Source organism: Mesorhizobium sp. M0293, assembly GCF_040321735.1.
In the GTDB taxonomy this organism is placed as follows: domain Bacteria; phylum Pseudomonadota; class Alphaproteobacteria; order Rhizobiales; family Rhizobiaceae; genus Mesorhizobium.
This window is the reverse complement of the sequence record NZ_JAMYSA010000070.1, coordinates 1-20,176: the sequence shown is the minus strand read 5'-3', so window position 1 is coordinate 20,176 and position 20,176 is coordinate 1. Positions and strand designations below refer to the sequence as shown.

General features: G+C 61.8%; 19 protein-coding genes and 1 riboswitch. Of the genes, 5 read left to right on the top strand and 14 right to left on the bottom strand.

Features of this window, described 5'->3' with window-relative positions:
* Window positions 1-15: 15 nt before the first annotated feature.
* The 8 genes from NKJ06_RS23525 to NKJ06_RS23490 form a co-directional block, all read right to left on the bottom strand.
* On the bottom strand, window positions 16-1,491 hold the full coding sequence (locus NKJ06_RS23525; protein WP_352628318.1) for a nucleotidyltransferase family protein: 1,476 nt from the start codon (window positions 1,489-1,491) through the stop codon (window positions 16-18).
* The gene (locus NKJ06_RS23520) at window positions 1,488-2,165 is read right to left on the bottom strand and encodes a glycosyltransferase family 2 protein (RefSeq protein WP_352628316.1); all 678 of its coding nucleotides are present in this window, start codon (window positions 2,163-2,165) and stop codon (window positions 1,488-1,490) included. The genes NKJ06_RS23525 and NKJ06_RS23520 overlap by 4 nt, the downstream gene beginning before the upstream one ends.
* On the bottom strand, window positions 2,165-2,917 hold the full coding sequence (locus tag NKJ06_RS23515; protein WP_352628314.1) for a glycosyltransferase family 2 protein: 753 nt from the start codon (window positions 2,915-2,917) through the stop codon (window positions 2,165-2,167). Before NKJ06_RS23515 ends, NKJ06_RS23520 begins: the two co-directional genes overlap by 1 nt.
* A gap of 55 nt (window positions 2,918-2,972) precedes the next feature.
* Window positions 2,973-3,707: a glycosyltransferase family 2 protein gene (locus NKJ06_RS23510; protein ID WP_352628312.1), complete on the bottom strand. Its 735-nt coding sequence runs from the start codon at window positions 3,705-3,707 to the stop codon at window positions 2,973-2,975.
* Between the two features lie 14 nt (window positions 3,708-3,721).
* Window positions 3,722-4,804 carry a serine kinase gene (locus NKJ06_RS23505; protein ID WP_352628310.1) on the bottom strand — a complete coding sequence of 361 codons (1,083 nt, stop codon included), beginning with the start codon at window positions 4,802-4,804 and terminating at the stop codon, window positions 3,722-3,724.
* A gap of 11 nt (window positions 4,805-4,815) precedes the next feature.
* On the bottom strand, window positions 4,816-5,244 hold the full coding sequence (locus NKJ06_RS23500; protein WP_352628308.1) for a PqqD family peptide modification chaperone: 429 nt from the start codon (window positions 5,242-5,244) through the stop codon (window positions 4,816-4,818).
* Window positions 5,245-5,365: 121 nt separating this feature from the next.
* A complete protein-coding gene (locus tag NKJ06_RS23495) occupies window positions 5,366-6,466 on the bottom strand; it encodes an FAD-binding oxidoreductase (RefSeq protein WP_352628306.1) in 1,101 nt (366 codons plus the stop codon).
* A 71-nt stretch (window positions 6,467-6,537) separates the two neighbouring features.
* Window positions 6,538-7,785, bottom strand: a complete 1,248-nt coding sequence (locus NKJ06_RS23490; RefSeq protein WP_352628303.1) for an aromatic ring-hydroxylating oxygenase subunit alpha — start codon at window positions 7,783-7,785, stop codon at window positions 6,538-6,540.
* 114 nt (window positions 7,786-7,899) lie between these two features.
* Window positions 7,900-8,101, bottom strand: a riboswitch (cobalamin riboswitch).
* 504 nt (window positions 8,102-8,605) lie between these two features.
* Here NKJ06_RS23490 and NKJ06_RS23485 point away from each other — a divergent pair.
* The 3 genes from NKJ06_RS23485 (at window position 8,606) to NKJ06_RS23475 (ending at window position 9,401) form a co-directional block, all read left to right on the top strand.
* Complete coding sequence (locus NKJ06_RS23485) at window positions 8,606-8,806, top strand: DUF680 domain-containing protein (RefSeq protein WP_352628301.1); 201 nt, start codon at window positions 8,606-8,608, stop codon at window positions 8,804-8,806.
* 69 nt (window positions 8,807-8,875) lie between these two features.
* Window positions 8,876-9,085 carry a DUF680 domain-containing protein gene (locus tag NKJ06_RS23480; RefSeq protein WP_352628298.1) on the top strand — a complete coding sequence of 70 codons (210 nt, stop codon included), beginning with the start codon at window positions 8,876-8,878 and terminating at the stop codon, window positions 9,083-9,085.
* A gap of 79 nt (window positions 9,086-9,164) precedes the next feature.
* The gene (locus NKJ06_RS23475) at window positions 9,165-9,401 is read left to right on the top strand and encodes a DUF680 domain-containing protein (protein ID WP_352628296.1); all 237 of its coding nucleotides are present in this window, start codon (window positions 9,165-9,167) and stop codon (window positions 9,399-9,401) included.
* 77 nt (window positions 9,402-9,478) lie between these two features.
* Here the strand turns inward: NKJ06_RS23475 and NKJ06_RS23470 are convergent, their stop codons facing one another.
* The 5 genes from NKJ06_RS23470 to NKJ06_RS23450 all read right to left on the bottom strand — a co-directional run bounded on the left by NKJ06_RS23470 (window position 9,479) and on the right by NKJ06_RS23450 (window position 16,058).
* A complete protein-coding gene (locus NKJ06_RS23470) occupies window positions 9,479-10,591 on the bottom strand; it encodes an ABC transporter ATP-binding protein (RefSeq protein ID WP_352810785.1) in 1,113 nt (370 codons plus the stop codon).
* Window positions 10,592-10,615: 24 nt separating this feature from the next.
* Window positions 10,616-12,280, bottom strand: coding sequence for a beta-galactosidase BglA (bglA, locus tag NKJ06_RS23465; protein ID WP_352628292.1), 1,665 nt, complete (start codon window positions 12,278-12,280; stop codon window positions 10,616-10,618).
* 4 nt (window positions 12,281-12,284) lie between these two features.
* The gene (locus NKJ06_RS23460; RefSeq protein WP_352628290.1) at window positions 12,285-13,439 is read right to left on the bottom strand and encodes a carbohydrate ABC transporter permease; all 1,155 of its coding nucleotides are present in this window, start codon (window positions 13,437-13,439) and stop codon (window positions 12,285-12,287) included.
* Between the two features lies 1 nt (window position 13,440).
* Window positions 13,441-14,454: a carbohydrate ABC transporter permease gene (locus NKJ06_RS23455; protein WP_352810783.1), complete on the bottom strand. Its 1,014-nt coding sequence runs from the start codon at window positions 14,452-14,454 to the stop codon at window positions 13,441-13,443.
* Between the two features lie 248 nt (window positions 14,455-14,702).
* Window positions 14,703-16,058 carry an ABC transporter substrate-binding protein gene (locus tag NKJ06_RS23450; protein WP_352810780.1) on the bottom strand — a complete coding sequence of 452 codons (1,356 nt, stop codon included), beginning with the start codon at window positions 16,056-16,058 and terminating at the stop codon, window positions 14,703-14,705.
* Between the two features lie 364 nt (window positions 16,059-16,422).
* Here NKJ06_RS23450 and NKJ06_RS23445 point away from each other — a divergent pair, with 364 nt between their 5' ends.
* Both NKJ06_RS23445 and NKJ06_RS23440 read left to right on the top strand, forming a co-directional pair.
* The gene (locus NKJ06_RS23445) at window positions 16,423-17,445 is read left to right on the top strand and encodes a LacI family DNA-binding transcriptional regulator (protein WP_352810778.1); all 1,023 of its coding nucleotides are present in this window, start codon (window positions 16,423-16,425) and stop codon (window positions 17,443-17,445) included.
* Window positions 17,446-17,615: 170 nt separating this feature from the next.
* A complete protein-coding gene (locus NKJ06_RS23440) occupies window positions 17,616-18,962 on the top strand; it encodes an NAD(P)/FAD-dependent oxidoreductase (RefSeq protein WP_352628284.1) in 1,347 nt (448 codons plus the stop codon).
* Between the two features lie 43 nt (window positions 18,963-19,005).
* Here NKJ06_RS23440 and NKJ06_RS23435 read toward each other — a convergent pair.
* The coding region (locus NKJ06_RS23435; RefSeq protein ID WP_352810776.1) for a S8 family serine peptidase at window positions 19,006-20,176 on the bottom strand (1,171 nt) is incomplete at its 5' end.

The following is a 20,176-nucleotide window of genomic DNA, read 5'->3' as shown; positions in this document are numbered from 1 at the left end:
ATAGAGATCGCGCTCTCAGCCAATAGGCGAGAAGTGCGCCGACAGCAGCTGGAAAGGCAAGGCTCCATAAGCAGCCACCGTGGCCTCGTCGTTCCATTCGCGAAACTGACGCGACGGTCGCGCTTCGAGCGTCAGGTCATTCCGTGCGCCGTCGAGCGTCACCCTTCCACGAAAATACAGCACGCGTTCCTTTCCGGATCGGCTGATGGCCATAGCGCGCAGCCGAGCGATATGGCCATCACCGGCATTGATTTCCATTTCGATGCGGCGCCGGACAGGCGGAACACTGATTCTCACGACGATAGCAAGCATCATGTCGCCCATCATCGGCGGGCAGGCGATGGCTTGCGAAAACGTCAAAGGCATCGGTGCGGCTTGCGGGTTGCGCGCGGCTGGCCTGCCACGCCAAGGTTTGGCGTGGGGCTTCTGCTGCAACCGGCCCTTCTTGCGCTTCAGGCGCAATTGCTTGGCAAGTCCGCGCGACAGCCAGACAAGGGTGCCGAAATCCGTGCGCGGCTTGGCTTGCAAAATCGACGACCAACGCGACAGGCCAGCCCTATCAGCCATCCCGAAGATTTTGGCCAATGTCGGCCCCGGCACGGAAACGCCGATCTCAAACACCAGGTAGGACAATGCCACTGCCGCCGGAACGGCCAGACCGCGTCTGCCGACGATGTCGAGGAAAACATCCCAGTCGACGTCTCCGCCACGGATGGCGACGGCACAATCGACAAGCCAGTCGCTGTGGGTGTGGGCGTCGAGGCCGCCATGGGCGATGGCCAAGGCCATGCGATCGGCCGGCGACGGCACGAAGACCGCGACGCCGCTGAATTCGGCCGGGATCGCTCGCTGCCAGATCGCCAGATCGTCTTCCGAGCTCATCTGCGAGCCGTCATAGCCGAGCTGATGCAGGTCGATGTCGCCGAAACGACCCTTGAAAAAGTTCATCGACCGCAGCGACGCCAATCGGGTTCGCAGATATTGCGCACTGACGCCCGAGGCGATCTGCCAGTCGCGATCGCGCAGGATGTCGAACACGGCAGCCATGTCGCGCGGGCGCACCAGTATATCGATGTCGTGGGCCACCCGACCACGCTGTGCCGAGGCGTCCACCGCAACGCGGCTGGCGCCCTTGATCAACATGATATCGGCGCCGCCGTCGATCATCGCCTTCAGCACCGGCTCTGCTTCGCGCATCGCCATCCGTGACTTCGTCCACAGCATCTTCTGCAGGCCGACGAGGCGCGGATGGGCGGAATGGCCAGCCAACTTTCTTCCGAACCTGTCGGAGATGGCAGCGAGCAACCGGTGTTCTCTAAACGAGACAAGATCGATGTCGTTCTCATCCAGCCAGCGCGCGGCGCAGCCGGCGGCTGCGTCTTCATCGGCGAACAGGGCTGCCTTGAGCAACTGGTCGAGCTGGCCGGTCGGCCAGGACCAACCATAGTCCGGAAAGCGACGGCCGATACGGCGAACCGGCCCGGCTTTCAACTGGAGCCCGCCTTGTTCTGGGCTCGCCGCTGCATGGCGAGCCTTGCCACCTGGAGATAGCCGCGGTCGCGTTCCGGATCCCGGCCATGGGAAAGGCTGCCCGGCCTGATGCGGCGCAATGCAAGCACGTCGTCGAGCATGGCAAGGACAAAGCCTGCCTCACGAACCCGGGCGATCCAGTCGATCATCTCACCGCGCCCGCCTGCTTGGTCGATGACTGGCCCGACGGCCTCGGCAACCGTGCGGCGGATCATCATGGTCGTCCGCAACCAGCCGGGCACGGTCGCTGCCTCGGGTGCGTCGGGCCGGTCGTTGCGGAAATTCCGCAGGTGACAGAAAACCCCGGATGTCGCGGGCGATCCGTCAAAGAATGCGATCTGCCTTTCGATTTTATTAGGCAGCCACAGATCGTCTGCGTCCAGCGTCGCGATAAGCGGCGTCGAGAGTGCCGCAATACCACGGGTCGTAGCACTGCCGGGTCCCGCATTGTCCTGGCGTAGGAGTTGCATCTGGAGATCAATGCCGTCGATCGCCGAAGCAAGATCGTCGGTCGAGCCGTCGTCGACGATCACGACCATTTCGGGTCGCACCGTCTGGGCCGCGACCGACCGCAACGTCTCGGAGATCGTACCGCTCGCGTTGAAGGCCGGAATGACGACGCCGTATCCGCTCATCACATGAAATGCCAGTCAGCGAGATCCCTGAGATCGAAGATACCTTCGATTCGACGCAGGGACGGATCTGCCTTGCGGCGATTCATCGACTTGTGAATAGCGCGCATGAATTCACGCGACTGGACATCGGTTTGGCGGGTCATGTTGCCAGGATGACGTCTGTAGTAGAGGGCCACTGTCTCCGGCATCGCATGTCTTGGCCTGCTTTCGAAGGTGCGCAGCAGGTAGTCGGTATCCTCGGCTTGGTTGAAGGCCTCGTCGAAGCAACCGATACGCTCGACAAGCCTGCGCGAAAAGATCGCCGCCGACAGATGGATGCCGCGAACCGTAATGCTGTGGCTGTCGGCGGCCGGCTCAAGGCGGTCGTCGTCGATCTTGTCGACAAGCATCATTCTTGAATAGGTGAGGTCCAGGTCCGGATCGTTCCGGAACAGTCCGAGATCGGTCGCGAACCGTTCGCATGGGGAAATATCGTCCGAATCGAGAAAGGATACCAATTCCGTTTCCGGCTTGATCAGACTAAGCCCGACGTTGCGCGTGCGGGTCACACCAAGATTGGGCTGTTGGAAGAGGCGGATGCACGGGTTCTCGTCCATCGCCGAGCGCACTGCTTCGGCCGATCCGTCGGTCGACCCGTCATCGACGACGATGATGTCAAGATCGGCAGCGTCGCGTTGCCTCAGCAGCGAGCGCAGGGCCGGGCCTACAAAGGCTTCGCGGTTGTAGACCGGCATGATCACGCTCAGCCTCATAGGCGGCTCCACGACCGTTCGCGGCTTGGCTGATGCGGCCCGATTGTGTGCAGCATCATAGCATCTGCCAATCAGCGGGACTCTTCAGTTCGAAGATTCCCTGGACGTCTCGCAGCGAGGGGTCGGCCTTGCGCCGTCGCATCGACTTATGAATTGCACGCAAATTGTTGCGAACCCTGCCGCCATGCTCCTTGGTAACATTCCCGGCGTGCCGTCGATAGTAGATCGCGACGGCGTCCATCAGTTCGCAGTTCGGTCCCGTTTCGAAAACGCGCAGCAGATAATCAGTATCCTCGGCCTGCTCGAAATCCTCATCGAACTGGCCCGTCCGGTCGATAAGCTGCCTTTTGAACAGGGCCGCACTCAGCGAAATTCCGCGCAGTGTCATCGTGCGGCTGTCGGGTGTCGGTTCCAGCCGCTCGTCGTCAATCCGGTCTGCCAGGGTTATCAGCGAATAGGTCAGCTCCAGGTCGAAATCGGCTTTGAAGCGCGCAAGATCTGCCTTGAACCGCCCGGCCAGCGAGATGTCGTCAGAATCCAGAAAGGACACAAACGCGGCGTCCGGCGGCAGTTGCCGCAGCCCGGCATTGCGCGCCTTGGCGATGCCCATGTTCGATTGCTGGAACAGGCGGATGCAGGGTGTCTCGCGCATCATCGAGCGCACGGCTTCAACCGAGGCGTCGGTCGAGCCGTCATCGATGACGATGATGTCGAGATCAGCGGCGTCGCGCTGCCGCACCAGCGAGCGCAATGCCGAAACGACATAGCGCTCGCGATTGTAGACAGGCATTATCACGCTCAGTTTCACGAAGCGCCCCGCGCGAGAAAGTCCGCGACCGTGCCGGCTATCTCCCGGGGCTGCGTTCCCAGCGACAGACGGTAGCATGGCAGCAGGCGCGTCAGGTCGCCGAAGAAGCGAAAACCGCTTTCCCGCTCGCCCGGCATCTGCGCTATGCCAGACGGAGCCAAGGCAATCATGGCATCTTTGCGCGACACCGGCACGATCGAACTTACCTCGCCACCACCGATATGTGGCACCACCAGCGCAACGATGTCCAGAGTTTCAGGCACCGGCTGAGGCGCAATCTCACCAATGTGAAAGGTGTGCTTGCCTTGCCAGTTGAGCGGACCATGCGCCGGCAGCCGTTGCTTCAGCCCAAGCCGTGCAAATCCCTGGGGATCCTGTTTGAGTGTTGAAAACAGCGGGCGGGCAGTCACGCCGCCGGCGAGGTCGATCAGCACATAATCATCGCCGACGCTGTCCAGCCCGTTGAGGAGGCCGGCAGCGACCGTCCCGGATTTCCCTGCACCGCCCGCGCCTGCCAGCAGCACGCCCTTGCCGTTGGCGCCGAGCGTGCCTGCATGGGCAAGTCGCATGCCGCGTGCCGCATATTCCCAATGCAGGAAAGCCCGCAACGGTGCTCCCGGCTCCCATGGTGGAAAAGCTTCAGCCGAGGCCATCAACTGAACGCCAACGCGACGTTGCGGATCATAGAACTGCCAGAAGTCGAGATCGTGAAAGTGATGGCCACGCAACCCGGCCTCGGCGAGCCGCTTGGCAAAGCCGTGCTCGGTGAAATGCGCGTCGGCCCACTTGGCTGGCTCGGGGATACCAGCGACGCCCGGATGCACAATGAAAATGCGGCAACGGGACGTTTCCGGCTGATCATCCCGGGTCTCGAGAAAAGCATGGCTGAGTGCATCCGCCAGCGCGCCGGGGCTGAGATGCGCGCTAACCTCAAGCCGGGGAAGGTTGATCCTACGCACGACTGAATTGTATGCGGCCGTGCGTTCAGCGGCGGCAATGAGATACCGGGCGTAGTCCGGCAAGATTTCGAGAGTGACGCGCGATATGGTCAGGTCCAGTGTCCCTCTCTGGCGATGCAACCAGTCGCCCGTCAGGATGTCTGCTTTACCGCCGGCCAGCCAACGGGTTCCTCGACTTCATGGATAGGATCCACGATGATGAGGTCGGCAAGGTCGTCGTGAACGCTCACAGCGAGCGACTCGGTTGTGGCGGCAAGGTCGGCAAGCAGTTCGCCAGGCAGCGGCAGCGGTGGCGCATCCAGGCGAACCAGGAGCCCCAGTTCAAGCAATTGCGATACGAAACCTTCGAGTTCATCGGGGCCAATCGTCCTGGCGCCAACGGTCAGCCCGACCAGAGCCTGGGCATCGACGCCGGACGATAGCGCCTGCCAAATCCTGCTGCCCGAATCGGAAAATCCGAAATACTTCCCGTTCGAAAGATCGAGCACGACGGCTTCGCCGTCGAAAGATTCAAAGACAATATCCTTGCTCGAAATTGCGTAGACATCGCTATGACGCATTTGTCTTGGCCCCCGCAGCCGCGCGAGCAGTCGCCGGTCGGCGCGGTCGCTCAGCCTATAACGCCTGTAAACACTCGATTCTTGCTTGGCAAGCCAACGTGCGCCAGCGGCTCCAAGCCGATCACGCCTCGATTTCGAGCGCCGAAAGCGGTTTTGAGCAACAGGCGAGGATAAAGCCGTCGTCGATCTCGTGGTCCAGGATGCCGCCATTGTGGCTCATCTCGACGTCGCCCGCGACCTTCTTCACCTTGCAGGTGCCGCACAGACCGAACTCGCATGCGGCGGGTATCCGCACGCCGGAGGCCCGCGCGGTCTGCAGCACGGTCTGCCCGGCGACGCATTCGGCGTCGACATCCGAAAGCGCGAAACGGATCGGCGTCGCGGCTTCGACCGGGGCGACGGCGTCGTCTCTCGCCGGCAAAGCGAACGGCGCCGGGATCTTCTCCACGGCAGGCGCCGCAAAGCTCTCCTGATGGTATTTCGTCATGTCGAAGCCGGCGGAGTCCAGCATGCCGCGCACGGCGCGCATGAAAGGATCAGGGCCGCAGCAGAAGATTTCGCGCTCGCGGAAATCGGGCGCCAGCAGCGGCAGCCGGATGGCGTCGATGCGGCCCATATGGCCAAACCAGCCCTCGCGGCTCGACCGCTCCTCGATCATGAAGCCGAGCGACAGGCCGGGCATCCGGCTGCCGAGCAGCTCAAGTTCCTTGCGGAAGATGATCTCTTCCGGACGGCGCGCGCAATTGACGAAGCCGACATCGGTCCATGGCGCACAGTCGTTCAGCCAGCGCAGCATCGACATCATCGGCGTCACGCCGGAACCGGCGGAGATGAACAGATATTTGGCCGCCGGGTGGCTGTGCAGCGAAAAGTCACCGGTCGGCCCATAGGCCTTGACGTGCGATCCGGGCGTAAGATGGTCGAACATCCAGCGCGTGCCGATGCTGCCGGCCTGCGCCTTCACCGTCACCGCGATCGAGAACGGCCGCGATGGCGAGGACGACAGCGTGTAGGTGCGCATCAGCGGCCCGTCCGCGGCCGGCAGCTCCAGCGTCAAGAACTGGCCCGGCTTGTAGCGAAACCAGGTCTGGTTGTCGGAGCGGAAGGTGAAGGTCTTGACGTCAGGCGCTTCGTCGCTGACGCCGATCACTTCTAGCACCTGCAGCCGGTCGTTCCAGGGCGTCATCTGGTCGAGATGGCGATAGAGGCCAAGATCCGTCATCGCATTCATCCTCTTATCTCTTTTGTTTTGTGCATGATCCCAAGGCCGCTGCGCATTTTGGGCGACATGCGCTAGGCGACGCTGCGCAGGGTCGGCCGGCCGCCTTCGGCGAGGCGCGGGCCGATGAACGACGCGTACCATTCGACGAACTGGATCACGCCACCCTCATGCAGCTCCGAATAGGGGCCTGGTTCATAGGCGGGCGACAGGATGCCGAAGGCGTTTTCCTCGACGATGCGACGGTCCTGGTCGTTGGTCTCGGTCCAGACATGGGTGAGATCGTCGATGGTGTAGTCGACCCCCTCGACCGCATCCTTGTGCACCAGCCACTTCGTCGTCACCGCCGTTTCCGTGGCGCTGATCGGCAGCACCCGGAACGTCACCGCGTGATCGATGAGGATGTGGTTCCAGGTCGTCGGGTAGTGATAGTGCATCAAGGTGCCGATCCGGTCGGCGGAGACAGTGTCGGAGAGGTTCTTCTTCACCGCCCGCTTGCCGGTCATGGTGTAGCTGACGGCATCGCGCAGCAACGGCGCGCGGGTGGCGCGGTACTGTCCGGCCGGATCGATGCGAAATTTGCTCGGCAGGCCTGATGCCTCGCATTTGGCCCAATGCGCGACCATTTCGGGGTCACTGTCGGCGCCGTTGACGCCGGTTACGGTCGGCGCCTCGGGGAAGGTCTTGCACAGCTCGGGATGATTGGCGACGCAGTGATAGCACTCGCGATTGTTTTCCCAGACCAGCTTCCAGTTGCCCTTCTCGATGATCGTACTCTCGAAGGCGATCTTTGCTTCGCGCAACCGGTGCGGCAAAAGATAAGGTTCGATCATCGCCCGCATCGGCGCGAAATCGGCGGGCTCCCTGGCCAGGCAGATGAAGATGTAGCCGCCGACGCTCTCGCAGGCGACCGGCTTCAGGCTGAACTCGCTCTTGTCGAAACCGTCGGCCATCTGGCGGGCAAACAGCAGGCGGCCATCGAGTTCATAGGTCCACTGGTGATAGGGGCAGACGAGCTTTGCCGCCGTACCCCTCTCGGTATTGCAGACGCGGCTGCCGCGATGGCGGCAGGAATTGTGGAAGGCGTTGATCTTGCCTTGCTGGTCGCGGACAAGGACGACCGGATAGTCACCGATCTGCACCGTGATGTAGCTGCCCGGCTTCGGCAGCTCGCAATCGTGGCCAATGAACAGCCAGTCGCGATACCAGATCAGCTCCATGTCGAGCTTGAAGTAGTCCGGATCGGTGTAGAAGGGCTGTTCTAGCGAAAAGCCTTGCCGGCGGCTGTTCAAGAGCCTCAGCATGTCGTTGCGAGTTTCCATGTCCTGTCCTCGTTTCTAAGGACTGAACTGGTGGTGACGGAGGAAGGATTGGACGCAGGCCGGCGATGCGCCGGACATGCACTATCCACCTCTTGACCGCCCACCGCGATCAGTCGAGTTCAATGATCTCGGGCTGGTTTCCGGGCTCTGGAGTTGTCCTTGCGGACCATCGCGACACCTTCCCAGGCAGTTGCCCAGTGGTCTCCCGTTGCGACTTGAACTCCACCACCGTTGCGGGGGCAGCGCCGGATTCTGACCGGCTTCCCAATTCTCCGCCTCGTCGTCACGAAGCGGCACCTGAGATGATATGATCTAACCACGATCGCGGGCGCGCCATCGGCATGAAAACGACATCGTATCCATGCGGCGCGACACGGATGCGAAACGTTCCGGTTGGCGATTGCAGAGCTGAAATCCTATCTCCGCGGCGGCCATTTCCATCTGCAATCTCCTCGAAACCGACCCCTCACCCGGGGCCAAAAAAGTTAACAGTTTCGAAAAGTGACTATTAGCTCTTTCTAAAATCGAACCGAACGGTTCGTTTCTGTTGACGGTGCGTGCAGGACGGTGTGAACGCCGGACCTTCGAAACAGTTGGTGATCAAGCGGGCGGTTTTTCTTAAATCATTGAAAAATATAAGTAAAAAGTGGTGTGTAGAAGCCCTTGGCACAATTTCAAGTGGCGGACTCATGGTCCACACGAAACAACTTCGTGATTGGAAAAGGCGAGGATGCCCTCCCACATCGGGGCTGTCCGAACGACGCGATTTCTTCCCAAGACACGCCGCTAGACGGACGGGAAAAATACTGGAGTACATAAAATGAAAAAGATCATTCTCACTGCCGCCGTCCTTCTGGCGATTTCGGGCAGCGCCTTCGCTAATGGTAGCGACCACTACGGTTCGAACGCCGCGGCAGCCACTGCTGTCGACAGCTCGTCCACGGCTTCGGTCAAGAAGTCGGAACCGGCTGCTCAGACGCCTGCCCAGGGCAGCGACCGTAATCTCTTCGGCAACAACTAAAAGCCGATTACCGGCAGACGGCGGGCTTGCCCGCCGCTCTGGCGAAATTCAGAAATCAGGAGACTTGAAATGAAGAAGATCATTCTTGCTGCCGCTGCGGTTCTCGCCATCTCGGGTAGCGCCTTCGCAGGCAGCGACAACTTTGGCTCCAACGGCGCCAACCAGCCTGCCACCACCGCCACCGACAGCTCGTACACGGCTTCCACCCAGAAGTCGGAGCCGGCCACGCAGGCGCCTGTCAACCATGGCAGCGACCGCAATCTGTTCGGCAACAACTAACATCCGACCAAACCAACATCAGACAGCGATGCGGCGGGTTAACCCGCCGCATCGAATTCGAAAATACGGAGTATCAAAAATGAAGAAGATTGTTCTTACTGCCGCCGCTGTTCTGATTGCCGCCGGCAGCGCCTATGCCCGCAACGACAACGTTGGCGGAACCGACATCAACAAGCAGGCGACCGTCAACGTCGACACTTCGCATACGGGCTCGATCCGCAAGAGCGAATCGCCCATCTACAAGCTGCTCAATTCGTCGGGCGATGTATCGAAGTCCGCCCCTCAGGGCAGCGACCGGAACCTCTTCGGTCGCTAACAGCCGAAGCCGATGTCCAGAAAAGAGCGGTGGGCCTTGCCCGCCGCTCTTTTTTTGACCGTCGAGATGGTTCCGTATCAGGCTGCCTTTGCTTCCGCTTCGTGAAGCGCGAAGGACCGCCCATCCGTATCGAAGATATGCAGGTCTTCGCCATTGGCGCTCAAGCGCAATGTCGAGCCACGCTTGACTTCGACATTACCAGGCAGCTTGGTCACCAACGGCAGGTCGGCGCGGCCGATGTCGACATAGACAAGCTGAACCTCGCCGAGCTGCTCGACATAGTCGACCGTCCCTTCGAACAGATAGTCCGCACCGCTGGCGATGATCAAATCCTCCGGCCGCACGCCGAAGCTCACTGCGGCGCCCTTTGCCGAAGCAGGCGTCGTGATCGGCACGGTTGCCTTGCGCCCGGCGACATGGCTGACGACAGTCGGATTTCCGGTCTTGTCGATGGTCGCGGGCAGGATGTTCATGGCCGGCGAGCCGATGAACTGGGCGACGAACAGATTGCCGGGCTTCTTGTAGAGATCCATCGGCGTGCCGACCTGTTCGATATGGCCGTCCTTGAGCACAACGATGCGGTCGGCCAGCGTCATCGCCTCGACCTGGTCGTGGGTGACGTAGATCATGGTCGTGGCGGGCATCGATTCCTTGAGCTTGGCGATCTCGATGCGGGTGGCAACGCGAAGTGCGGCGTCAAGGTTCGACAGCGGCTCGTCGAACAGGAACACTTTCGGATTGCGCACGATGGCGCGGCCGATAGCGACGCGCTGGCGCTGTCCGCCCGACATCGCCTTGGGCAAGCGGTCGAGATATTTGGTCAGCTGCAGGATTTCCGCCGCCTGGCGCACGCGCCGGTCGATCTCGGCCTTGTTCTCCTTCCCGATCTTCATCGAGAACGCCATGTTGTCGTAAACGGTCATGTGCGGGTACAGCGCGTAGGACTGGAACACCATGGCGATGCCCCGCTTGGATGGCGGCACGTCGTTCACGACCTCGCCGGCTATTCTGAGCTCGCCGGAGGTGATTTCCTCGAGCCCGGCGATCGACCTCAGCAATGTCGACTTGCCGCAGCCCGACGGACCGACAAAGACGATGAATTCGCCCGACTTGATATCGAGGTCGATGCCGTGGAGAATGTTCAGATTGCCGTAGGACTTCTTCACTTGCCTTAGCGTGACATCGGCCATTGGTTTCCTCCAGTGATTTGAAATTCAGTCGACGCGCCCGAACCAGGCGCCGTAGCCGCCAAGCTCGATGGAACCGCTGCTTGCCTGCCCCGAAAATCCATGCCCGGGCAAAGGTTGCAGCGATCGGCTGCCAAGGTCAACCTTGGTTGGCCCGGCTCCCAGATTGAAGACGCAGACGAGCTGCTCGTTGCCTGCGCGGCGGGTGAAGGCAACGGTGTCGCCCTCGCTTTCGATAAAGGTGATGTCACCCTTGACGAGCGACGGATGGGCACGCCGGAACGTGAGAAAGCGACGATAGTGCTCAAGCAGCGAATTCTCGTCGCCCTGCTGGACATTGACCGCTTGCGAAAGATGTTTGGTCGGCACCGGTAGCCAGGGCTTTGCCGAGGAGAATCCGCCATTCTTGGTGCTGCCGTCCCACACCATCGGCGTGCGGCAGCCGTCGCGGCCTTTGAATTCCGGCCAGAAGCGGATGCCATAGGGGTCCTGTAAATCCTCGAACTGGAGGTCGGCTTCACCGAGCCCAAGCTCTTCGCCTTGATAGATGCAGACCGAACCGCGCAAGGACATCAGCAGCGCCGAGATGACCTTGAGATAGGCGGTCGGGTCGGATTCGCCGGCCGCCCAGCGCGAGGCCGGGCGCATCACGTCGTGGTTGGAAAAGGCCCAGCACGACCAGCCGTCGCTGGCGACCTTGCCGAAGGATTCCAGCACCGAGCGGACCTTGGCCGCACTGATCTTTTCCGGCGCCAGGAAGTCGAAGGAGTAGCACATGTGCACGCGCTTGCCGCCGGCCGTGTAGGCAGCCACCACGTCCAGTCCGCGCTGCGAATCGCCGACCTCGCCGACCGCGGCGGTTGCCGGATATTCATCGAGCAGGGCGCGGAACCGCTCGAGGAAGCCGAGGTTTTCGGGCCGGCTCTTGTCGTAGAGATGGTCCTGATAGTTGTAGGGATTGACCGCTGGTGCGGTCTGGTCGTTGCGCTCTTCCGGCGGCAGCGGCGGATTGTTTTCCAGGCCCTGGCTGTGGAAATAGAAATTGATGGTGTCGAGCCGAAAACCGTCGACGCCACGCTCCAGCCAGAAGCGGGTGACGTCGAGCAACGCGTTCTGGACCTCATGGTTATGGAAGTTCAGGTCGGGCTGCTCGGACAGGAAATTATGCAGGTAATATTGCTGGCGGCTGGTGTCCCATTGCCAGGCCGAGCCGCCGAAGATCGACAGCCAGTTGTTGGGCGGCGTGCCGTCCGGCCTGGCGTCAGCCCAGACATACCAGTCGGCCTTGGGGTTGGTGCGGCTCGACCGACTTTCCTTGAACCATGGGTGGTTGTCCGCGGTGTGCGACAGCACCTCGTCGATCATCACCTTCAAGCCCAGCCTGTGCGCCTCGGCGGTCAGCGCGTCGAAGTCGGCCAGCGTGCCGAACATCGGATCGACGTCACAGTAATCGGTGACGTCATAGCCGAAATCCTTCATCGGCGATTTGAAGAACGGCGAAATCCAGATGGCGTCCGCACCGAGTGCCGCGATGTAGGGGAGGCGACCGATGATGCCCTTGAGGTCGCCAATGCCGTCGCCGTTGGAGTCCTGGTAGCTGCGCGGATAGATCTGGTAGATCACCGCACCTCGCCACCAGTCGCTATCGATGGCGAGATCAGGCTTCGAGCTGGCCTTCAAAGCGGATTGCATCGTCTCAGCCTCCTTTCACCGAGCCGGCAAGCAGCCCGCGGACAAAATAGCGCTGCAGCGAGAAGAAGACGATCAGCGGCACGATGATGGTCACGAAAGCCGATGTCGTCAGAATCTCCCAGTCGCCACCGCGTGAGCCCAACAGCGCATTGAGCTTGGCGGTCAGCACGATCTGGTCTGCCTCTGTACCCAGGAAAACCATCGCCACCAGCAGATCGTTCCATACCCACAGGAATTGGAAGATGGCGAACGAGGCCAGCACCGGGAACGACAGCGGCAAGACGATCTTGACGAAGATCTCGAAATCGCTGGCGCCGTCGATGCGCGCCGATTCCATGATTTCGCGCGGCAGGCCGGCAATGTAGCTTCTGAGCAGGTAGATGGCGAAGGGCAGGCCGAAGCCGGTATGCGCCAGCCAGATGCCGAGATAGGTCTTCGACGGCATGCCGAAGAAAGCGCCGACACCGTTGTAGAGTTTCAAGAGCGGGATCAGCGACATCTGCAGCGGCACAACCAGCAGGCCGATGATGACCGCGATCAGCAGCGCCCGGCCGGGAAACCGCATCCAGGCCAGCGCATAGGCGGCAAAGGCGGCGATCAGGATCGGTATGACGGTCGCCGGGATGGTGACGGTCAGCGAATTCATGAACGACCGCCCGATGCCCTCGGAAAACAAGACTGTCTTGTAGTTCTCGGTGGTGAATTTCGGTGGCGCCGACGAGGCATAGTAGATGCGCTGGCCGCGATCGCCTTCGAAGGCCTTGGGCGACTGCATGACAAAGCTGCCGTCTTCATTCAGCTGCAAGGTCACGCCATCGCCGAGATCCGCCGAAGTGCCAGCGGGATATTGCGTTGGCGCCGCCGATTTGACACCGAAGGCGCTGATGTTGCGCTTGGCGCCGTCGCCGAAGATGTTGCCCTCGAGAACGAACTTGCCGTCCTTTTCGACCTGCGTCGAGGCGGCCGGCAGCCGGCCGGCTTCGGTCTGGGTGGAACTGGCGAACGAGTTCCACCAGCCCGAGGCGATGATCTGGTTCTTGTCGCGCAGCGAGGAGACCAGGATGCCGAGCGTCGGTATGGTCCAGATCGCGACGAAGACAAGCACTGCAATGTGGACGCCAAAGCGGCTGGCGAAGGAATTTCCGGTCGCAACGGCCATCTCAATGTCCTCCCGTCTCTTTGTTCGCCTGGCGGATGTTCCAGACCATGATCGGAATGACCGCGATCATGATGATGATGGCGATGGTGGCGCCGCGGCCGAAATCGCCGCCGCCACGGAACATCCAGTCGAACATCAGATTGGCCAGGACCTGGCTGTTCCATTGGCCGTTGGTCATGGTCAGCACGATGTCGAACACTTTGAGCACCAGAATGGTGATGGTGGTCCAGACGACGGCGATGGTGCCCCATATCTGCGGCACCATGATCTTCCAGAAGATCTGGAATGGATTGGCGCCGTCGATGACGGCGGCTTCCAGCGTTTCTTCGGGAATGCCGCGCAAGGCTGAGGACAGGATGACCATGGCAAAGCCGGTCTGGATCCAGATCAGGATCACCATCAGGAAGAAATTGTTCCAGAACGGCAGCGATATCCAGACCTGCGGCTGGCCGCCGAAATGCTGGATGATGGCGTTGAGGATGCCGATCTGCGTCTGGCCCTCGCCGCGATATTCGTAGATGAATTTCCAGATCACGCTGGCGCCGACGAAGGAGATCGCCAGCGGCAGGAAGATCAGGCTCTTGGCGATCGTGCCCCACCAGATCTTGTCGGTCAGCACGGCGATGATCAGCCCGAGGAAGGTGCAGGCGGCCGGCACCACCGCCAGCCAGACGATGTTGTTGAGAATCGAGTTGCGGAATTCACGGTCGCCGAAGGCCCATTGATAGTTGGCCAAGCCGACGAAATTGATGCCGCCGCGATCGAGGAACGATAGCCGCAGCGTCTCGACCACCGGATAGATCAGGTAGATGGTCAGGATGATCATCGCCGGACCGACGAACAGCCATGGCCTGACCAGCCCCTGCCGGCGCAGATTGTCGATGGCCGCGGCACCGGCGACGCCACGCGACGGGAATATCAGGTCGACCAGTCTGTTGGCGCCCCAGAAATAGGCGACGCAACCGCCGACGCCGACGATGATGACGAATATGGCCGAGAAAATCTGAGCCGCCATGGGTCCCTCCCCCTGCGCATCATCAGCCAAGGCCGAACGGTCCGGGCGGTGAGATGCGCCGATTCAGTTGTTCAGAGCGCGATCGCCAGGCAAGACAGGCTTTCCCTTTGCTGATCGCGCTTCATGCCGGATGTTTGTGTGCTCATGATAATCGCCGCGGCACGGGCCGCCGGTCGGATCCGGGCCTCCAGGGCCCGGATCCAGTCGGGATCGGATAGCCGAACAATCGGCTGCTTACTGTCGGCCGCCTACTTGATCGCGTCCCAGCTCTTCTGGATGTCGGTGGCGACATCCTGCGCGGACTTGCCACCGACCAGGTCGATCATGCCGGTCCAGAAGGCGCCGGCGCCGATCTTGCCCGGCATCAGGTCGGAACCGTCGAAGCGGAAGGTCGAGGCGTTGGCGAGGATTTCGCCCTGCTTCTTCAGCGCATCGCTGGCATAGGCGTCCTTGTTGACCGATTTGAGCGGCGTCACGAAACCACCCTCCGCCATCCAGATCTCATGGGCGAGCGGCATCTTCAGGAATTCGATGAACGCGCGCGCGGCCTTTGAGTCCTTGGTGATCATCGCCAGCGTACCGGCGCCGAGCACGGGCGTGCCCAGTTCAGGCTTGGAAGCATAGGGCGGAAAGTAGAAGAAGTCCGCATCCTGGCCGACTTTGGTGCCTTCCGGGAAGAAGGTCGGAATGAACGACGCCTGATGGTGCAGGTAGCATTTTGGCGGCACGGAGAAGAGACCCTTCGGGCTGTCGCGGAAATCGGTCGCCGCAACCGCCTTGGCGCCGCCGTCGACCATCGTGTCGTCGGTCGCGATCTTGCCGAAGATGTCGATGGCGTTGACCACCGCCGGATCGTTGAATGGGATCTCGTTCTTCACCCACTTGTCGTAGGTTTCCGGAGACTGGGTGCGCAGCATCAAATCTTCGACCCAGTCGGTCGCCGGCCAGCCTGTGGCGCCGCCGGAGCCGAGGCCGATGCACCACGGCTTGCCGCCATCGGCGATGATCTTCTTTTCGAGATCGGCGAGTTCTTCCTGCGTCTTCGGCACCTTGTAGCCGGCTTCCTCGAAATTATCCGGCGAGTACCAGACCAGTGACTTCACGTCGGCCTTGTAGGGGAAGGCGAAGAAGCCCGGCTTGCCGTCCTTGTCCTTGAAGGTACCGAGATCGACCCATGACTGGCCGGCGCCGTAATTGTCCTTGACCCATTTGGCGGTGTCGTCGCCGAGCGGCGTCAGCAGGCCCTTCGATGCCAGATCCTGGATCAGTCCCGGCTGCGGCAGCACGGCGATGTTGGGCGGGCTGCCGGCCTGCGTGTCGATGACGATCTGCTGTTCGTAATTCTCCGAGGAGGAGTATTTGATCTCGACGCCGGTGGCTTCCGAGAAATAGTCGAGAACGCCGCGCACCAGGCCTTCGTCCTCACCGCGCCACGGTCCGAAGATCGACAGCGTCTCACCCTTGAGGTCGACTTTCTTGAGTTCTTCGTAGTTGGCCCAGTTGAAGCGCTTGTCCTCACCTGGCTTGAACTTCAGTTCGGCATGCGCGGGCGCGCTTAGGGCGAGCGTGGCAAACCCAGCACCCAGCAAAAGCATTTTCTTCATCGGTATTCCTCCCAGTGGATCATACACACCGGACGGAACCTCCATTCCGCCCGCCGACGCCGCAGGACTGTGACTCAGTCAGAAAGGAACCGCAACCTTTCGAAGAGTCTTCCAAAGCGCTTTGGCCTTTTTGATCTCGCCATTGAATCGGCCGGAAGTCAAGAGGCAGCTAGGCTAATCGATTTAATCTGACACGTTTGCGGCCTAAAAAGTGCGCTGCAACATGCTTTTATGGCAGTGCAGCAGCAATTTTTGTTTCAAACACGTCTGAAGCACGCTTATGGTCCGTTGTCGAATGGCCCGACCCCGACGACACTTGGGTCGATTCAATTTAAAAGCGCTTTGAGGGAGATGGAGAGTTTTCGTGAACCTCAAGCAGCTTGCCCATATGCTGGCACTGTCGCAGACTACGGTAAGCCGCGCGCTGAATGGCTATCCTGAGGTCAACGAGGAAACGCGAAGGCGTGTCATGGACGCCGCCAAGCGCCACGGCTACCGCCCCAATCCCAGCGCGCGCCGGCTGGCGACCGGCAAGACCGGCATGATCGGCTATGTCCTGCCGACCGGTGCATCCGTCGACATCGATCCGCATTTCGTCGAGTTCCTGTCCGGCCTCGGCGATTATGCCCGCTCGCACGAGCTCGATCTGGTGCTGTCGCCGGCCGACGCCGACGATCAGGAGACGACCTACCGGCGCATCGTCGCCAACCGCCAGGTCGACGCCGTCTACATCTCCTCGCCGAGGCCCGCCGACCGGCGCGTGGCGCTGGTCAACACGCTCGGCATACCCTTCATCGTTCATGGCCGCAGTGAAGGCTTCGATTTCGACTATGCCTTTACCGACATCGACAATGAGGGCGCCTTCCGCGAGGCGGCCAGGCTGCTGATCCAGCTCGGCCACCGGCGGCTGGCGCTGATCAACGGCAACGATCGCGAGACCTTTGCCATCCATCGCGAGCGCGGCGTGCGCCGGGCGCTCGCGGCGAGCGGGCTGACATTGGCCGAGCGCCACGTCTGCTCGGTTGATATGACCGAGGAGAATGGCTATCGCGCCACCAGGCGTTTGCTGGAAGAGGACGATGCGCCGACGGCGATCGCCTGCTCCAGCCTGATCATGGCGCTGGGCGTCGTGCGTGCGGTGCGCGACCTCGGCCTGAGCATTCCGGGCGACGTGTCGCTGATCGCCCATGACGACGTCTTCCCCTGGCTGAGGCCGGAGAATTTTTCGGTGCCGCTGTCGACGACGCGTTCATCGATACGTCTTGCCGGCGCGCGCGTCGCCGAGCGGCTGGCGGCACGGATTTCGGGGCTGGAAGAGGGCGCCCGCGGCGAGGTCTGGCCTGTCGACTTGGTGGTCCGAGGATCCGTCGCCGGCGCGCCTGGCTAGGGATCAAACCCGATCGCTCCGAAAGGCCGAGTTCGCCCCCTGCGGACGTCGCCGGAAGATCGATTGCATCTCGTGGGACAACGGTCTGCCTGCGCCTGCTCTTGATTTGGCTTTTAGAGGGTGACAACCAGTAAACCAGAGTCATCGACCAGCACTCCTGGATGCGCCACTTGCCCAAATTCCCGTTCTCCGAGATGGATCCAATCCAACATCCTGGCCCACCGCCGAAGACTTCGGAGGTGGTCATTGTCGGTGGCGGTATCATCGGCGTGACGACAGGTCTTTTCCTTGCGAAACGGAACATTCCGGTGACGCTGCTGGAAAAGGGACGCGTTGCGGCCGAACAGTCCTCCCGAAATTGGGGATGGATTCGAAAGCAGGGACGAGACGCGGATGAGCTGCCGATCGTTGTCGAGGCTTGTCGCCTATGGCGGCAGCTGGCCGAGGAATGCGGCGAAGACATCGGGCTGAACCAGACAGGTGTGACGTACCTGGCGAACTCGGACAAAGACATGGCCGGCTTCGAAGAGTTCATGAAGATCGCCGCGATCCATGCGCTCGACACGCGCCTCCTGGACACGGACGAAACCGCGAAACTCATCAAAGGCATGTCGCGCAAGTTCAAGGGCGCGATGACGACGCCCTCCGACATGCGCGCGGAGCCCTGGCTGGCGGTGCCTGCACTTGCTCGGCTTGCCGTCCGAAATGGCGTCAAAATCGTAGAGAATTGCGCAGCGCGAACCCTCGAAATCTCAGCTGGCAAGATCAGAGGAGTGTGGACCGAGGCGGGATACATCGAGACCTCCAGCGTACTCGTCGCGGGCGGCGCCTGGTCATCCCTGTTCCTGAGAAGACACGGCGTGTCCATCCCCCAACTCAGCGTCAGGGTAACCGTAGCCGCAACGGAGCCCATGCCTGAAATCTATGCAGGTGCGGCAGCTGACGAAGACATCGCTTTCAGGCGCCGACAGGATGGCGGATACACGCTCGCTCCGGGAGGCAGTAATTTGCTCTACATGGGGCCTGACGCATTCCGGCACGCCACCAAGTATCTTCCCGCCCTCATGGCCAATCCGCTCGGAACCCGCTATTTTCCGTTCGCTCCATCGGGTTATCCTGATAGCTGGTCGACGCCGCGCGATTGGGCACCGGATACACAGAGTCCTTTCGAGAGAATGCGGGTGCTCAACCCAGCCGCTGAACGCTCCGGCCTCCGTTCGATAGAGCGCAATTTCAGGCGCCTTTTTCCACAGTTCGAAACAGTTCGCCTAAAGGCAGGCTGGGGCGGCATGATTGACGCCATGCCCGACGTCGTCCCCGTCGTGGATCACGCGCGGGCAGTCGGCGGTCTTTTCGTCGCGACGGGAATGAGCGGTCACGGTTTTGGCATCGGGCCTGGAATCGGCCGCGTCATTTCCGACATGATTCAGGGAAACGAGACTGGGCATGACCTCAGCCGCTTTCGGCTGTCGCGCTTCTATGATGGAAGCGCCCTTCGGTTGGGTCCGGCCCTGTAGCAAAAGGGTTGCGCCAAGCCATCGTTCATCGCCATGCCCAGGATCACTCCTTGGCCGCCCCTGCCGCCTTGATATCCAGCAGCCCATAGCCGAAATCATTGTCGCGTCCCTTGGGGCCGAGATCCCTGGCCGTCGCCGCGAGCGCCTTCTCGATGTCGTCGGCTGAGCGATCGGGCGCGGCATGGATGAGATTGGCGATGGCGCCGCTCACGATTGCCGCCGCGAACGAGGTGCCGGTGACCACATCCGAGCCGGCGCCACTCGGCGCCACCATCTCGACCCCGGGTGCCGAGATGAAGACATAGGCGCCGCGATTGGCCTGCGGCATCAGCCCATCCTTGGCATCGGTTGCGGTCACCGCGATGACGCCGTCGAAGGCGGCCGGATAACCATAGGGTGCTTTCGGCCCGTTGTTGCCAGCGGCGGCGACCAGCACCATGCCCAGCGCGCGGGCATTGCGGCAGGCGACACCGAGCAGGTCGTTCTTCGGCCCGACGAAGCTCATGTTGATGATGCGAACGTCCTGGTCCGCCGCCCAGTCGAGCGCCGCCAGGATGACATCCATGGTCGACTTGCCGCCCTCGAAGGCACGGGCGTGGTAGATCCTGGCGCCCGGCGCCATGCCCTCCAGCGCGCCGACACCGGCGATCAGGCCGTCGATCGACGTGCCGTGATCGCGCTTTTCGATCGGCACGTCGGGCATGGCGTCGAACTGCCCCGCAATGACGCCTGCCAGCGCCGGGTTGGTGTCGTCGATGCCGGTGTCGATCACCGCGATGCGGACGTTTTCGCCGCTGGCCTGCTTGGCATCGAGCGCAATGCGGTCGAAGGCATAGTTTACGATGCTGGCGGCCTGCTGCAGCGAATACACATGGTTGGGCTCGCGCCGCTGGGTGCGGCCGTCGGCGGCGAGTTGCGCCAGCACGACGCCGACGGGCCGGCCGTCGGGAATCCCAAAACGCACCAGCGTGCTGCCAAGCAGCCGCGACTGGCGCTGCGAGCGCACCTGGAGGCCGAAGGAAGCGGCGATCTGCTGCACGGCCCCGGCATCGCCGTCGACCGTCACCAGCACCTCGTCCGGCACGAAATCGCCGACCACCGCGCGCGGCGGCTGAACGGCGACGAGATCGGTCGGAGAGACGATCGGGCCGCCAGGCGGAGGGCGGGCTTGAGTATCGGCAGGCGGCCCCCCCGGCGCCGGCCGGGGCCGCGGG

Excerpts from the sequence above, each read along its gene's own strand:
- NKJ06_RS23520 (WP_352628316.1), bottom strand. The coding sequence starts at position 2,165 with ATGAGCGGATACGGCGTCGTCATTCCGGCCTTCAACGCGAGCGGTACG.
- NKJ06_RS23515 (WP_352628314.1), bottom strand. The coding sequence starts at position 2,917 with ATGAGGCTGAGCGTGATCATGCCGGTCTACAACCGCGAAGCCTTTGTA.
- NKJ06_RS23510 (WP_352628312.1), bottom strand. The coding sequence starts at position 3,707 with ATGCCTGTCTACAATCGCGAGCGCTATGTCGTTTCGGCATTGCGCTCG.
- NKJ06_RS23500 (WP_352628308.1), bottom strand. The coding sequence starts at position 5,244 with ATGCGTCATAGCGATGTCTACGCAATTTCGAGCAAGGATATTGTCTTT.
- NKJ06_RS23495 (WP_352628306.1), bottom strand. The coding sequence starts at position 6,466 with ATGACGGATCTTGGCCTCTATCGCCATCTCGACCAGATGACGCCCTGG.
- NKJ06_RS23490 (WP_352628303.1), bottom strand. The coding sequence starts at position 7,785 with ATGGAAACTCGCAACGACATGCTGAGGCTCTTGAACAGCCGCCGGCAA.
- NKJ06_RS23485 (WP_352628301.1), top strand. The coding sequence starts at position 8,606 with ATGAAAAAGATCATTCTCACTGCCGCCGTCCTTCTGGCGATTTCGGGC.
- NKJ06_RS23480 (WP_352628298.1), top strand. The coding sequence starts at position 8,876 with ATGAAGAAGATCATTCTTGCTGCCGCTGCGGTTCTCGCCATCTCGGGT.
- NKJ06_RS23475 (WP_352628296.1), top strand. The coding sequence starts at position 9,165 with ATGAAGAAGATTGTTCTTACTGCCGCCGCTGTTCTGATTGCCGCCGGC.
- NKJ06_RS23470 (WP_352810785.1), bottom strand. The coding sequence starts at position 10,591 with ATGGCCGATGTCACGCTAAGGCAAGTGAAGAAGTCCTACGGCAATCTG.
- bglA (WP_352628292.1), bottom strand. The coding sequence starts at position 12,280 with ATGCAATCCGCTTTGAAGGCCAGCTCGAAGCCTGATCTCGCCATCGAT.
- NKJ06_RS23460 (WP_352628290.1), bottom strand. The coding sequence starts at position 13,439 with ATGGCCGTTGCGACCGGAAATTCCTTCGCCAGCCGCTTTGGCGTCCAC.
- NKJ06_RS23455 (WP_352810783.1), bottom strand. The coding sequence starts at position 14,454 with ATGGCGGCTCAGATTTTCTCGGCCATATTCGTCATCATCGTCGGCGTC.
- NKJ06_RS23450 (WP_352810780.1), bottom strand. The coding sequence starts at position 16,058 with ATGAAGAAAATGCTTTTGCTGGGTGCTGGGTTTGCCACGCTCGCCCTA.